The organism is Pedobacter sp. WC2423 (assembly GCF_040822065.1).
Classification (GTDB): domain Bacteria; phylum Bacteroidota; class Bacteroidia; order Sphingobacteriales; family Sphingobacteriaceae; genus Pedobacter.
Window position 1 is genome coordinate 4,602,968 of record NZ_CP162005.1, and the last position, 13,415, is coordinate 4,616,382.

Annotated in this window: 13 protein-coding genes; 9 read left to right on the forward strand and 4 right to left on the reverse strand. The window is 40.0% G+C overall.

Going from position 1 to position 13,415, the window contains the following annotated elements:
* The first annotated feature begins 2 nt into the window (after window positions 1–2).
* From AB3G38_RS19105 to AB3G38_RS19135, 7 genes are all read left to right on the forward strand, one after another.
* On the forward strand, window positions 3–740 hold the full coding sequence (locus AB3G38_RS19105) for a rhomboid family intramembrane serine protease (RefSeq protein WP_367868776.1): 738 nt from the start codon (window positions 3–5) through the stop codon (window positions 738–740).
* Window positions 733–1,599: a rhomboid family intramembrane serine protease gene (locus AB3G38_RS19110; protein ID WP_367865386.1), complete on the forward strand. Its 867-nt coding sequence runs from the start codon at window positions 733–735 to the stop codon at window positions 1,597–1,599. The genes AB3G38_RS19105 and AB3G38_RS19110 overlap by 8 nt, the downstream gene beginning before the upstream one ends.
* Window positions 1,599–2,711, forward strand: coding sequence for an endonuclease/exonuclease/phosphatase family protein (locus AB3G38_RS19115; protein ID WP_367865387.1), 1,113 nt, complete (start codon window positions 1,599–1,601; stop codon window positions 2,709–2,711). Before AB3G38_RS19110 ends, AB3G38_RS19115 begins: the two co-directional genes overlap by 1 nt.
* Before the next feature lie 72 nt (window positions 2,712–2,783).
* Window positions 2,784–4,244, forward strand: a complete 1,461-nt coding sequence (gene cysS, locus AB3G38_RS19120; RefSeq protein ID WP_183891788.1) for a cysteine--tRNA ligase — start codon at window positions 2,784–2,786, stop codon at window positions 4,242–4,244.
* A gap of 58 nt (window positions 4,245–4,302) precedes the next feature.
* The gene (locus tag AB3G38_RS19125; RefSeq protein WP_367865388.1) at window positions 4,303–5,160 is read left to right on the forward strand and encodes a nuclear transport factor 2 family protein; all 858 of its coding nucleotides are present in this window, start codon (window positions 4,303–4,305) and stop codon (window positions 5,158–5,160) included.
* A 149-nt stretch (window positions 5,161–5,309) separates the two neighbouring features.
* Window positions 5,310–6,200, forward strand: a complete 891-nt coding sequence (locus AB3G38_RS19130; protein ID WP_367865389.1) for a glycerophosphodiester phosphodiesterase family protein — start codon at window positions 5,310–5,312, stop codon at window positions 6,198–6,200.
* Window positions 6,201–6,383: 183 nt separating this feature from the next.
* The gene (locus AB3G38_RS19135; protein WP_367865390.1) at window positions 6,384–6,512 is read left to right on the forward strand and encodes a hypothetical protein; all 129 of its coding nucleotides are present in this window, start codon (window positions 6,384–6,386) and stop codon (window positions 6,510–6,512) included.
* 140 nt (window positions 6,513–6,652) lie between these two features.
* On the opposite strand, the gene AB3G38_RS19140 is transcribed toward AB3G38_RS19135, so the two are convergent.
* Genes AB3G38_RS19140 through AB3G38_RS19150 form a run of 3 tightly spaced genes read right to left on the reverse strand, consistent with a single transcriptional unit; the run spans window position 6,653 to window position 9,636 of the window.
* Window positions 6,653–7,615: an AAA family ATPase gene (locus AB3G38_RS19140; RefSeq protein WP_367865391.1), complete on the reverse strand. Its 963-nt coding sequence runs from the start codon at window positions 7,613–7,615 to the stop codon at window positions 6,653–6,655.
* A 2-nt stretch (window positions 7,616–7,617) separates the two neighbouring features.
* Window positions 7,618–8,985: a peptidylprolyl isomerase gene (locus AB3G38_RS19145; protein WP_367865392.1), complete on the reverse strand. Its 1,368-nt coding sequence runs from the start codon at window positions 8,983–8,985 to the stop codon at window positions 7,618–7,620.
* A 60-nt stretch (window positions 8,986–9,045) separates the two neighbouring features.
* On the reverse strand, window positions 9,046–9,636 hold the full coding sequence (locus AB3G38_RS19150) for a hypothetical protein (protein WP_367865393.1): 591 nt from the start codon (window positions 9,634–9,636) through the stop codon (window positions 9,046–9,048).
* 110 nt (window positions 9,637–9,746) lie between these two features.
* On the opposite strand from AB3G38_RS19150, the gene AB3G38_RS19155 reads away from it, so the two are divergent.
* Window positions 9,747–10,346, forward strand: a complete 600-nt coding sequence (locus AB3G38_RS19155) for a hypothetical protein (protein WP_367865394.1) — start codon at window positions 9,747–9,749, stop codon at window positions 10,344–10,346.
* Window positions 10,346–10,927: an RdgB/HAM1 family non-canonical purine NTP pyrophosphatase gene (rdgB, locus tag AB3G38_RS19160; protein ID WP_367868777.1), complete on the forward strand. Its 582-nt coding sequence runs from the start codon at window positions 10,346–10,348 to the stop codon at window positions 10,925–10,927. Before AB3G38_RS19155 ends, rdgB begins: the two co-directional genes overlap by 1 nt.
* Here rdgB and AB3G38_RS19165 read toward each other — a convergent pair.
* Entirely contained in the window at window positions 10,896–13,325 is a 2,430-nt protein-coding gene (locus AB3G38_RS19165) for an OstA-like protein (protein ID WP_367865395.1), read from the reverse strand. The genes rdgB and AB3G38_RS19165 overlap by 32 nt on opposite strands.
* Window positions 13,326–13,415 lie beyond the last annotated feature (90 nt).

Here is a 13,415-nt window from a genome sequence, read left to right on the forward strand (position 1 = left end):
TGATGAATAATATTCACATACCTCCAGTTGTTAAGAACCTGTTGATCATCAATGTGTTGTTTTTTGCAGCTAAATATGTTTTTGAGTCTAAAGGAATCGACCTGGGTTATTATCTGGGTGCATTTTACTTTGATTCTCCGCTGTTTAAGATCTGGCAGCCAATCACGTATATGTTTATGCATGGGAACTTTACCCATATTTTATTCAATATGTTTGCGTTGTTCTCTTTTGGTTCGGTATTGGAAACCAGGTGGGGAGCTAAACGGTTTATCAACTTTTACCTGATCACAGGGTTGGGTGCGCTTGCCTTACAATGGGGTGTACAGGCCTTTGAAGTTTATCAAATGACAGGTTCTCCGGTTAATCCGGGCGCTGTAACCATTGATATTGTGAAGGGAATGGCTTCTTTAAATTTAAGAGGTTTAAGTGCTGAACAGGGGCAAACCTTTTTAGGCATCTATTCTGGCCCTATGGTTGGAGCTTCCGGAGCTATATTTGGTTTGCTGGTTGCTTTTGGCATGCTTTACCCGAATGCTGAACTTTATATCATGTTTATTCCTGTGCCTGTGAAAGCTAAGTATATCATTCCGGTTTATATTTTGATAGAACTGAGTTTGGGAGTAGCCAGTGTTCAGGGAGACTCTGTTGCGCATTATGCACACCTGGGTGGCGCATTGTTAGGGTTTATACTCGTGAAGTTATGGAAAGAGAAAAATACATTTTACGATTATTATGACTAAGAAGAATCTGCTTGAGGAACTGAAATATAAAGTTTTCCAATCTGGAAACCCGGTGTTTTTTTACATTGGAATCAACACGATTGTATACGTCGCTGTAGCTCTTTTTGGGGTTACGTATTTTCTGGCCGGTAATACGAATGTCCGGTTTTTGGATTATGTGAGTGAATATGTTGCTTTTCCTGCGGCATTGCCTAAACTTCCTTTCCGCTTTTATACGATACTGACCTATCAGTTTTTTCATAATGATATTTTTCACATCCTGTTTAATATGTTATGGTTGTTCTGGATGGGCAGGATCTTTTTAGATTTTCTGAAACCGCGTCAGTTCCACCTGGTGTACCTTGCGGGTGGCGTAATGGGTGCAGTCATTTATGCACTGGCTTATAATATTTTCCCTGTTTTTGCTCCTCATGTTTATGCGGCTACGATCATCGGTTCTTCAGCTTCTGTGATGGCTATTGCAGTGGCTACGGCTACTTTGGTTCCGGATTATTCAATGAACCTGATGTTTATCGGAAATGTGAAACTCAAATATTTGCTGATGGCTTATATTGTGATTGACCTGATCAGCATTGCTTCTCAGAATCCGGGTGGCAGTTTTGCACATTTGGGTGGTGCATTGTTTGGTTTTGTTTATATTAAGCTTTTACAGGGCGGAAATGATTTAAGCAGCTGGTTTGAACGTAAACCGACTTTAAAGGTGGTGAGAAATGATAAGCCTAATGCTGGCGTCAGGAATAAGGGCAATAAGGTCAACCAGAAAGAGGTTGATGCGGTGCTGGATAAGGTTTCTAAGTCAGGTTACGATAAGTTAAGCAGGGAAGAAAAAGAGATTTTATTCAAGGCGAGTAAGGATTAATGAAGAAAGAAAAGAAGCTTACATTTTTTGGGAAGATCACATTGCTGGTTGGGATAGTTATGGCTTTTGCTCTTTTACTAGGGATATTAGCAGGTAATCTTGATCCGCGAGAGCATCAGCGCATCGCCTTTTTTGGCCTGGCTTATCCTTTTGTGCTGCTTTTAAATGTGTTGTTTATGATCTGGTGGATATTAAGAGGCAGGATAGTATTTGCTTTAGGTACCGCCGCAATCATCGCCATAGGCTGGCATCCGCTGATTGCTACGGTTGGTTTTGTCGGGGAATCTGGTGACGGCCCGAAATCGGCTCCTGAACTGGTCAGAATGATGACTTACAATGTGCATAGTTTTAAACCTTATGGAGAAGCGAGCAATGAATCTGTCAAGCAGCAGATGCTTGCACTCGTAAAAGAGGAAAATCCTGATATTATCTGTTTTCAGGAATATTATACCCGTCGTAAAGGAACATTTGCAATCACTGACAGCCTCAAGCACATCCTGAAAACTTCCAGCTATTATTTTGTACCTTCTTCTGGTAATGATTATGAATCTGCCGGTCTGGCTATCTTTTCCAGATACCCGATCGTCAATAAGGGCAGTATTCTTTTCAGTACGAATCATGGGGGCAATGCAAGTATCTATGTGGATGTAATGGTAAACAAAGAGAAGGTAAGGGTTTATAATGTTCACTTGCAGTCCATCTCTTTTGATAAGCAGGATTATAATTATCTGGATAAAGTAACGAAGAAAATGGACACGGAGATTTTACCGGCAAAAAGGATCGCGAGTATGCTGAGAACGGCGTTTTTTAAACGAAGCGGACAGGTCGATATAATGAAAGATCATATGAAGTCCTGTACAACACCTTTCCTGATTGCAGGGGATTTTAATGATACGCCTGCTTCTTATGCGGTGACACAATTGACAAAATCGCTTCATAATAGCTTTGTGGAGCAGGGAACAGGGCTTGGGCGTACTTATAACGGAAAATTCCCTAATTTCCAGATAGACTATATCTCCGCAACAAAGACAATCAAGGTAATTAACCACCGGATTATACAAGCGAGATTATCTGATCATTTCCCTGTAAGAAGTGACTTAAGAATCAATTAATATACTCACAAATTTTTATCTTTGTTATCTTCAGTCCTGCATATTCCCGGACTAAAATAAATATATATACTAATGGAGAACGGTTTACAGCTATACAATACCCTTACGCGCAAAAAAGAGAATTTTGAACCCTTAAACGGCCATCATGTTGGAATGTACGTTTGCGGGCCTACTGTTTACAGTGATGTGCATCTGGGTAACTGCCGTACTTTCATTTCTTTTGATTTAATCTTCAGATATCTGAAGTATATGGGTTTTAAAGTTCGTTATGTTCGTAATATAACGGATGCCGGCCACCTGGAAGGTGACCGTGATGAGGGTGATGATAAGTTTGCGAAAAGAGCAAAGCTGGAGCAGCTGGAGCCGATGGAGATTGTGCAGAAATATACATTGGGTTTTCATGATGTATTGCGCATGTTCAATACGCTTCCGCCAAGTATTGAGCCAACTGCCACCGGGCATATTATTGAACAGATTGAGATGATCAAAGATATCATTGCCAATGGTTATGCTTATGAAACTAATGGAACAGTATATTTTGATGTAGAAAAATATAGCCAGACTTATAATTATACGGTATTAACTAATCGTAATCTGGATGATATGATGGCTAATACAAGAGAATTGGGCGGGCAGGATGAGAAACGCGGCAGACTTGATTTTGCTTTATGGATTAAGGCTAAGCCTGAAACATTGATGCGCTGGCAGTCTCCATGGGGTGTTGGTTTTCCAGGCTGGCATATTGAGTGCTCTGCTATGAGTGCGAAATACCTGGGTGAGGAATTTGATATTCATGGTGGTGGTATGGACCTGGCGGCTACGCACCATACCAATGAAATTGCACAGTCTGAGGCTTGTTATCATAAACATCCTGCAAAGTACTGGATGCATACGAATATGTTAACGGTTAATGGCGCCAGAATGTCTAAAACTGCTGGTAATGGTTTTATGCCGTTACAGTTGTTTTCTGGTGATCATCCTTTGTTATCAAAAGGATACAGCCCGATGACGGTTAAGTTTTTTATGCTGCAGGCACATTACCGCAGTACGCTGGATTTCTCAAATGATGCATTGGATGCGTCAGAAAAAGGATTCAGAAGGCTGATGAATTCTCTAAGTTTACTGGAAAAGCTGACACCAGCTGCAACTGGAGATTTTGAGATCGAACCGATCAGATTGAATTGTGTAAAGGCAATGAATGATGATTTTAATAGTCCTGTAGTTATTGCAGAGTTGTTTGAGGCGGCAAGAATTATCAATACGGTTTATGATGGTAAGGGTAGTATTTCTGCCGCTGAACTGGATAAACTGAAACAGCTGATGCAGGATTTTGTATATGATATCTTCGGTTTAAAAGATGAGGAAAGTTCAAATACAGAATTAAATGATGTACTGGATATGGTTATTGATATCAGAAAGAGCGCAAAAGAGAACAAGGACTATGCTACTTCTGATAAGATACGTATTGGTCTTCAGGATATCGGTATCCAATTAAAGGATAGCAAAGAGGGCACTACCTGGAATAAATTATAATCAAAAACACCTTATATTTTAATCTATATACTAAATTTTTAATACTATATACTAAACCATGATCAATAAAATAATCTGCACCCTATTGGCTGCAACTTTTACCTTAGGTGCATCTGCTCAGCGTACTGATGGAACTACTAAATCATTAGTAAAGGCGGAAGAGGAATTCGCAGCCACTGCTGCAAAAGATGGGGTTAAGTCTGCGTTCAATGCTTACAGTGCAAAAGGTGCTTTGGTATTCAGACCTAATCCGGTAGATGCAAAAACATTCTATGCGAACCAGCCTGATGATAAAAATCTAAGCTGGGCGCCTGCTTATGCAAAGGTTTCGCGCAGTGGGGACTGGGGTTTTACTTCTGGCGGTTACACGCTGGATGGAGAAACTAAAGCTTATGGTGAATATCTTTCGGTATGGAAAGCAATCAATGGCAAATGGGAACTGGTTCTTGATTTAGGCGCGGAGCATCATAAGCCTTTACAGCCGGTTGCAACTCATTTTGTAGAGCCTAAGGATTACTTCAAACCAAAATTTGCCGGGCCGAAACAATTAGCTGCCGGGAAAGATATAATTCTGACAACTGAAAAGACGTTGAACATGACTTTAAAATCTTATGGGGTTGCTGCTTATGGTGGTTTCCTGAATCCTGATGCAAGAGTTATTTTCCCGGGATATGAGCCTGTAATTGGAAAAGATAAGATCATCGCTTTTTATAATAGCATGATTGATAAAATGAGCTTAAAAACTGTAGGTGCTGATAAGGCAGCGGGCGGAGATTTAGCTTATACTTACGGTGTAGCAACGATTGATTACAGAACAGATTTAAGAGAGAGTTTTAATTATGTGTTCATTTATGAGCGTCAGCCTGATTTTAACTGGAATCTGATTCAGCAGATTTACGTTCCTGCGGAACGCTAAGTTTTTTATTCTCAAATAAAAAGGGTTTCTTCGTACCGGTCTTATCTTAGACTGATAGGAAGAAACCCTTTTATGTTAAAGGCTATTGGTTAAATCAGCTTGTATTGTATCATAAAAGCTATTTATCCGTTAAATGATTAAAGAAAAGAATGATGAAAAAATACTTACTATTTGGAGTTGCTATATTATGTTGTATACAGGGGTATAGTCAGACTTTTGATAAGCAGGGGCAAAGGGGAGCACGGGGCCTGATGCCTGAAAATACTATTGGTGGTATGCTGCGGGCGCTGGATTTAGGGGTTACAACCCTGGGAATGAATGTTGTGATTTCAAAGGATAAGCAGGTAGTGCTTTCTCATGAGCCTTATTTTAACAATGAGATCAGCCTTACACCTGATGGAAAGGAGATTCCGCTGAAGGACGAGAAGAAGTTCAATATGTATGAAATGGATTATGATCAGATTCGTAAGTATGATGTAGGGAGCAAGTTTCATAAGCGTTATCCTGGTCAGCAGAAGTATAAGGCTTATAAGCCGTTGTTAAGTGAAGTGATCGATTCTGTAGAGGCTTATGTAAAGTTGCATAAGTTGCCTAAGCCCAATTATGCGATAGAGATCAAAACTATCCGTAAGGGTGATCTGGAGTTCCATCCTGAACCTGCAGAGTTTTCTCAGTTGGTGATGGATGTGGTAGTGAAGAAAAAAATGGTTAAAAGGGCAATTATACAGGCTTTTGATATCAGATGTCTGCAGTATGTGCATGAGCAGTATCCAAAGGTGAGAACTGCATTGATGATTGATGAGAAGGAGGATTTTGAGAATAATATCAAGGATCTGGGGTTTAATCCGACTTTTTATAGTCCGTATGCAGTGCTGGTTGGAAAAGGGTTAGTGGATCGGTGCCATGAGGCGGGGATAAAGGTTGTACCGTGGACGGTGAATAGTTTGAAGGATATGGAGTATATGGTGGGGTTGGGGGTTGATGGTATCATCACTGATTATCCCAATTTATTCCGGCGATTGGAATTGCCTGTCAAGTAGTTTCTCGGGTTAAGGAAGGGGGATTTCCTGAGGGATCAAAAAAACAGGGTGTGCTATTTTCAGACTGGCCGCCTCCTGAAGAGGAGCCGAAGGTCAGGAAAATAACACACCCTGTTTTTTTGTTTTCTATGGGGATAACCTGTTGTAAACGGGATAGACTAGCTAGACGGAAATCCGCAATCAATGAAAAATCTGGATAACAGCTCTTCAGTTGGGCATGGAGGTGAGAGAAAGAAAGAAAGAAAGAAAGAAAGAAAGAAAGAAAGAAAGAAAGAAAGACTGGTTGGAGAAATAGACAGGAAAATAAGGTGAAGAAATAGTGAGGGAAGATTAGTTGGAAAAATGAATAAAAGGTTAATTGGAGAAATCCTCTATTTATGGAATACCTGATCAAGTTTTGATTGACTGTTGATCAGGAGAAATATCTTTGTTTGAACGTAATGGAAATTCTTTTATAGCAGGTTCTGAATGATTTTCTCTACGGACAGACCCTCTGCTTCGGCACGGTAGTTTCTTACGATACGGTGGCGAAGAATGGCTTCTGCAACGGCTTGTACGTCTTCGATGTCTGGTGAGTATTTTCCGGAGATGGCAGCGTGGCATTTGGCACCGAGGATAAGAAATTGAGAGGCTCTCGGGCCTGCTCCCCAGTTCACGTACTGGTTAATTTCAGGGGTCGCCAATGGATTTCCGGGACGGGTTTTTCCGGTTAGTTTTACTGCATATTCCAATACGTTGTCAGTTACGGGAATGGTACGGATCAATTGCTGGAAGTATTGAATCTGCTCAGCGTTAATTAGTTTTTTAAGGGTAACGGGGTTGTTGCCGGTAGAGTTTTTAACGATAGTAAGTTCTTCCTGGAAGGTTGGATAAGTAAGCAGCACATTGAACATGAAACGGTCAAGCTGAGCTTCGGGAAGCGGATAGGTACCTTCTTGTTCGATAGGGTTCTGGGTAGCAAGAACGAAAAAGGGTTTGGGTAAAATGTGCTTGTGGCCTGCTGCGGTAACGGATTTCTCCTGCATGGCTTCCAAAAGGGCAGCCTGGGTTTTTGGAGGGGTTCTGTTGATTTCGTCAGCAAGAACAATATTAGAGAAGACAGGGCCTTTAATGAACTTAAAGTTCCTGTCTTCTCCTAAGATTTCTGAGCCAATGATATCCCCTGGCATCAGATCGGGGGTAAATTGTATTCTGTTAAAGTTAAGGTCAAGCACATCTGCCACGGTTTGCACCAGTAGTGTCTTTGCGAGCCCCGGAACACCTACCAATAAGCAATGTCCATTGCTCAGGATAGAGATGAGTACCGATTTAACAGCTTCATCCTGTCCAATAACGACTTTACCAATTTCATTCTTTATATCCTTGTAGAATTGGTGAAGGGCATCAACTGCCGCTTTGTCGTTAGTGTACTGCATAATTATTTTGTTTCTGCTGGTAATGGTTTAGTCCAGATTTTCAACTCATCACAGGTAGAGTAATCAGGATCGATTCTAATATAAGTGCTTTTTCTTCTTTTTTCAAACCATTCACTCATTACGCGATCCATTTTTTGTTGCTGAGCCTTTTCTTTGAACTTAGCGTAATCTTGTTCGAGGTTACCTTTGTGTGGTGCAATCTTAGATTTTAAAAGGATAATTTTATAGCCTTCTTTTCCGTCAGCTGCTGTAAATGGTACTGGTCTTGAGATTTCACCAACTTTCATCGTGTCCACCACAAGGAATACTTTTGGATCTAATTTGTCAGCAGGAATGAACGTTGTTCTGGCTGTAACGTTATCTGCAAATAAAAGCATACCTCCGTTATATTTAGATTCTTTGTTTGAAGAGTAAAGAGATGCTGCTGCTGAGAAACTCAGTTTATTAGCAATTACATTGTTGTAAACACTGTCAGCATGTAGTTTTGCACGGTCTAAACTCTGTGGGGTAGTTTGCGGACGAATCAGGATGTGACGGGCGTGAACCTGCTCTCCTCTTCTTTCTACAACCTGTAAAACGTGAAATCCGAAGTCTGTTTCAAATACTGGTGAAATTTCTCCTGGTTTTAGTTTAAAGGCGTATGCTGTAAATTCTTTAGCCATCATGGTACGGTCAAAGAATCCTAAATCACCACCTTCTGGTGCTGAACCCGGATCTTCTGAGTAAGTCTTCGCTAAAAATCCGAAGTCTTCTCCGCTTTTAACACGTAGTCTGATCGCATCAAGTTTATCAAAGAAACGTTGTTTTTCTGATTTTGTCAGTTCCGGGTTAATCACAATCTCTCCAACTTCATATTCAGCAGGGATATCCGGTAAGCTGTCTTTTTTGTAAGAATCATAGTATTTTCTTACTTCTACAGGAGTAATACTCACTTTCTCAGTGATCGTTCCCTGCATTTTATTCGCCTGAAGCTGATCTTTAACATCAGGTCTCAGCTCATCTTTATATTGTAATACAGAACGGTTCAGGAATTCTTCCAGTTTATCCTGGCCGCCTGCACGCTGAATCTGATAACGCATTCTTTTATCCAGCTCATCATCCACCTGCTTATCGTCCACCATCACGGAGTCAATATTGGCTTGTTGTTTTAATAAATGTTGAACCAGCATTTGTTGAAGGATGTAACACTTTACTTTCTCATCCACAGGATTACCTGAATTCAGGTACATTACGTATTGCTGGTTCAATTCCGACAACAGGATCACATCGCTTCCCAATACCGCAATCACCTTATCTACGCTTTTTGTCTGGGATTGTACGTTTAAAAACAAGAAGAGTAATCCGCTTGCTATCAATAAAATTTTCTTCATTATACTATTTTCAATTATATTCTATTTGCAAATTTACTATTATTCAATGATTTGTCTGTGCTATTCTCTGATCAGTTTGCTTAAGGTATGCTGATCAATGGTTATTTTATATTTGTTGCGCAGTGCAGTAATCCATTTACAGTCCAGTTGCTTCTGATAATCCTCTGCTACCTCACTTTTACTGTCTTCATAAGACATCGAAGGATAGGACTCAGCATGTGCATTATAATATTCATGGATCTGCTTGTCATTATTCTCCAATCCATCCCAGATTTTCTTCCCGGAAATATTGAAAAGTAAAAGGGCTTCTTTAAATTCATTGATAACCAGAGAAAAATCAGCGTCCTTTGCTTCTGGTGGTGCTGAAGCTAACAGGGCCTTCTCATAATTTTTGGTTTCAGCAATAAAAGTACTGTCTTTATCTAATCCGGCTTCCAGGGCATCCTGAACTTTCAGCTTAAAATCAATGTATATGTTTAAAAACGAAATTAAATCCGTTAATGTGGGCTTTGTATTCCCCGGACGATGTTTCTGATATACCCATACAAATTCTTTCTGGCTTACAGGGCTGCCGTTGATTACAGCTACGCTTTGTGCGACAGTACTGAAATAGAAAAAACAGAGAACAAGAATAAAACAGATTTTTCTCACAAAAGGTCTAAATGGTATTTTTAAGGTATAAAAGTAATAAATTAAGGCACTATAATAAGATATTTAACTAATTTTAACACAAAAAATATTTCCCAAAAAAGGTACAATTCATGGGTGAACAGTTAACTACCAGCGCAGAAGCACTCCGTTTATTTTTTACGGAAGATATTTACCTGGTCAATAGTGAGGATCAAATACTTTCTGCAGCACAACCTGAGCTCAAATCTGCTCCTGTTATTGAAGTTGTAATTCCTGTTGTGGAACAGCAAATTCCTGTAATTAACGCTGTAGTGGCTGAAGTTAAAACTCCCGCAGCTGAAGCTGTTGTATTCAAATATCTGGGCAAGAATCAGAAAAATATCTTAATCCTGGTCAATGATCCTGGCAATGATGTGAGTACGGACAAAGGAAAAGAGTTATTGCGGAATATCGTGAAAGCACTTCAACTGACTGCGAATGATTTTGCTTTACTGAATTATGCGGCTTATGCGAACACTGGTTTTGAAGAATTAAAAAGCTTCTTTAATAGTAAGCTGGTCTTTGCTTTTGGAGTTACCCCTTTACATCTTGGTTTGGGCGACCAGCCTTTAAACGAAATTATCATGCAAGGTACTGCACAGCTTATTTTTTCCGCAAACCTGGATCAGCTTGCTGATGATCAGACGGGAAAGAAAACTTTGTGGGGCAGCCTTAAGAAACTGTCCATATGATCAGACAATTAGTCTTTGCCACCAACAATCTAAATAAAACAAAAGAAATCCGCTCTTTATTAGCGGGCCAGTATGAAATTCTGAATCTGCAGGATATTGGCTGTACAACTGATATTCCGGAAACAGCAGATAGCTTTGCTGGCAATGCTGGTTTAAAGAGCCGGTTTGTCGTTGAAAATTATCAGCTGGATTGTTTTGCTGACGATAGCGGTCTGGAAGTAGAAGCGTTAAATAATGAACCTGGGATCTACTCTGCCCGTTATGCTGGTGAAAGAGGTGATGCTGCAAATCTTGATTTGGTTTTACAGAAGATGGAGGGACAACACAACCGTGCTGCACGTTTTATCACGGTAATCTCTTTAATTCAAAATGGTAAAGAGTTTCTGTTTGAAGGCACAATTCAGGGGACACTCCGGGAGAGCCGCACAGGTGAAAATGGCTTCGGTTATGATCCTGTTTTTCAGCCAGACGGATACCAGTTGGCTTTTGCTGAAATGGATATGGCAGAGAAGAATAAAATCAGTCACCGCGCAATCGCGATGCGCAAGCTTATTGCTTTTTTAAAAGAACAGGCTGTTTAGACAGAGAGTCTGCTTTTTTCAGTAACTGAGGAACTATTTTCTGAACGGTATCTGCAACTTTTGATGGTGCCTTCTGTATAACTTCTAAGGGATTAATCGTCTTTTTTAGTGAATCTGCTGTCTTTTTCAGGATTTGAGGATCAACATCTTTAACTGCCTTTCTGATGAGATCACCAGCCCCGCCAGGCAGCTGATCTTTAAGTGCATCAATAGCTGTATCCTTTAAACTTTTTGAAGCTGGTTTTTCCGGTGTTTTTGCCCCAGGTTTCGCGCCTGCTTTAGCTCCTGCTTTGACTGCTGGTTTAGGTCCTGCTTTTACTTTGGCAACTATTTTTGGATTGGTAATATCTCTTTTTGAACGTGGCCTTAATTCGGGTTTCCAGATAAATCCTGTTAAAATTACATCCTGTTTAATGTCAGCAACGGGGGTAGTTGCGCCTTCTACATCTTTAATCGGGACAACATCCGAGATTTCATTTTTCCTGAAATTAACTTTGATCCTGCTGCTGATCGTCTGGTTCATTTTATCATATTTCTTGCCATCGTCAGTTTTTGTGAAATAAACGCTTTCTGCGTTACCATCCACGTACATGCTGTTTAGCGTGCCATCTTTAAAGAAGCCAGTGATCATTTTGCCTTTGATCTGGTTGAATTTCGCAGAATCTACCGGATCAACATTCACTGCAAATGCGTTATTGATTATCTGAACTGAGTTTATCTTTTTATTTCTCAGTTGCAGATAGATCGTATCCCCGGTCTGCTGAGAGTTTTGCGACCAGATAATCGGATTTTTGTACCAGCGTAAAGTTGAATCCGCACTGGTATAAAACAGAGAGTCTGCTTTAGCCTGCATATTGGACTTGAAAACATTCACATGGTGATAGGCTTTGATACTTCGTGTAAGAACAGTATCTGCCGGGTTAAACGGCAAACTATCTTTAGTTTTTTTAACGGCTGTGGCAGACTTCACAGAAGAAACCTTTTTTACAGCCGGATCTGCTTTTAAACCTGCTTTTAAACTATCTGCTTTTAACGTTTCCTTACTTAAAACCGGAATACCCTTTTTAATTACTGCATCAATTTTTGCAATCGCTGCCTTTTTCTGCAGGGTATCCGTTGCTTTCAGTTCTGCTGCTTTTCTGAAGATAGAATCAATTTTCTGAATGGGGACTTTAGCCTTCAGCATACTATCTCTTTTTACACTATCCTTTGCAGTTAAAATAAGTTTTAAAGGCTGTGCTTTAGGGGTTTTACCATTATCAGCCACAGGAACACCCGGCTTTTTGGGATCTCCGGGTTTAGCTTTTTTACTGCCTACTTTACTTCCTTCTCTGCTTTCTTCCCCTAACTCATTATCTTTTTTGATCACAGGGCCTTTGATCAGCTTTAAAGTTTTCTGCAGAACCATTTGTGTTTCCAATGTATCAGCCCCCAGCCACAAACTATCCGGGCGCTTTACTTCTTTAACCATGATGGAATCGCTTGTTCCCATACCCGCATAGGCATTTTTAGTAACCACTGTCCGCTGATCCTTTTTATAATAATAGCCCAGCTGACCATGCATCAGCATTTTATCAATCGTATCTTTAAATACAATATTTCTTACTGCTTTGCCATAACCAGCACGTCCGTCGTAATATAAGCTGTCTCCTTTGAGTGATTTACTGCCAGAAGTATACAGGTTGTTTTTCCCAAAATAAGCATAAGTTGTTTTTGTATTATATGCACCGTTTTCTGTATAAAGATTGCCGCCATCTTTCTCTCTGATATTGGTGGGGCCATAAAAATAAGCCCAGTTGGTTAGGGTGTTATACCTGAGTGTATCTGATTTGATCGTACTTTGTTCGGTCACAACCAGCACATTGTAACGAAAATAAGCATCCCTGCTATTGGCAAAATAGTAACCGTTTTTACTGGTAATTGTCGCATCCTTATTGACAATTTTACCGCCGCTCACATAAGTACCCACTTTAGGAGCCATGGCATAATCCAGCACATTGGTTGTTAATACAGAAGTTCTGTCCAGTAAACGGACATTACTCGTTAAGTGAGCAAGTTTTGCATTCCCATCATAAGTCAGGAAATCGGAATAAATGTTGATCGTATCTGCCTGATTGATGTGTACGTTGTTGAATGCTTCGAAGTAATTCTTGGACGTATAAAAAACTGCACTGTCGCAGGTAAGAATTGCGTTGTCCTGTTTAAATACTGGTTTTCTTAAATAGGTAATATCTGTTTTGGTAATAATCTTACTTCTTTCTGAACTTTGAAGGATGATTTTCGTTTTCTGCTGTGCCGTCTGCATCGCATTCTGCTGTGCCGAAAGTGACAAAGGGAAAAAGAAAAACAGCAGGATACCTGCAATCCTGAAGGTTAGATTACTGTATATGGAGTTCATGATGGTATCATAAACGTTAAAAAGCGTATTTATTTTACTTGAAATGTGAATTTTTCGCACCTTACAAAGTTAGTTTTTTGACGACCATTA

Excerpts from the sequence above, each read along its gene's own strand:
- AB3G38_RS19105 (WP_367868776.1), top strand. The coding sequence starts at position 3 with ATGAATAATATTCACATACCTCCAGTTGTTAAGAACCTGTTGATCATC.
- AB3G38_RS19110 (WP_367865386.1), top strand. The coding sequence starts at position 733 with ATGACTAAGAAGAATCTGCTTGAGGAACTGAAATATAAAGTTTTCCAA.
- AB3G38_RS19115 (WP_367865387.1), top strand. The coding sequence starts at position 1,599 with ATGAAGAAAGAAAAGAAGCTTACATTTTTTGGGAAGATCACATTGCTG.
- cysS (WP_183891788.1), top strand. The coding sequence starts at position 2,784 with ATGGAGAACGGTTTACAGCTATACAATACCCTTACGCGCAAAAAAGAG.
- AB3G38_RS19125 (WP_367865388.1), top strand. The coding sequence starts at position 4,303 with ATGATCAATAAAATAATCTGCACCCTATTGGCTGCAACTTTTACCTTA.
- AB3G38_RS19130 (WP_367865389.1), top strand. The coding sequence starts at position 5,310 with ATGATGAAAAAATACTTACTATTTGGAGTTGCTATATTATGTTGTATA.
- AB3G38_RS19135 (WP_367865390.1), top strand. The coding sequence starts at position 6,384 with ATGAAAAATCTGGATAACAGCTCTTCAGTTGGGCATGGAGGTGAGAGA.
- AB3G38_RS19140 (WP_367865391.1), bottom strand. The coding sequence starts at position 7,615 with ATGCAGTACACTAACGACAAAGCGGCAGTTGATGCCCTTCACCAATTC.
- AB3G38_RS19145 (WP_367865392.1), bottom strand. The coding sequence starts at position 8,985 with ATGAAGAAAATTTTATTGATAGCAAGCGGATTACTCTTCTTGTTTTTA.
- AB3G38_RS19155 (WP_367865394.1), top strand. The coding sequence starts at position 9,747 with ATGGGTGAACAGTTAACTACCAGCGCAGAAGCACTCCGTTTATTTTTT.
- AB3G38_RS19165 (WP_367865395.1), bottom strand. The coding sequence starts at position 13,325 with ATGAACTCCATATACAGTAATCTAACCTTCAGGATTGCAGGTATCCTG.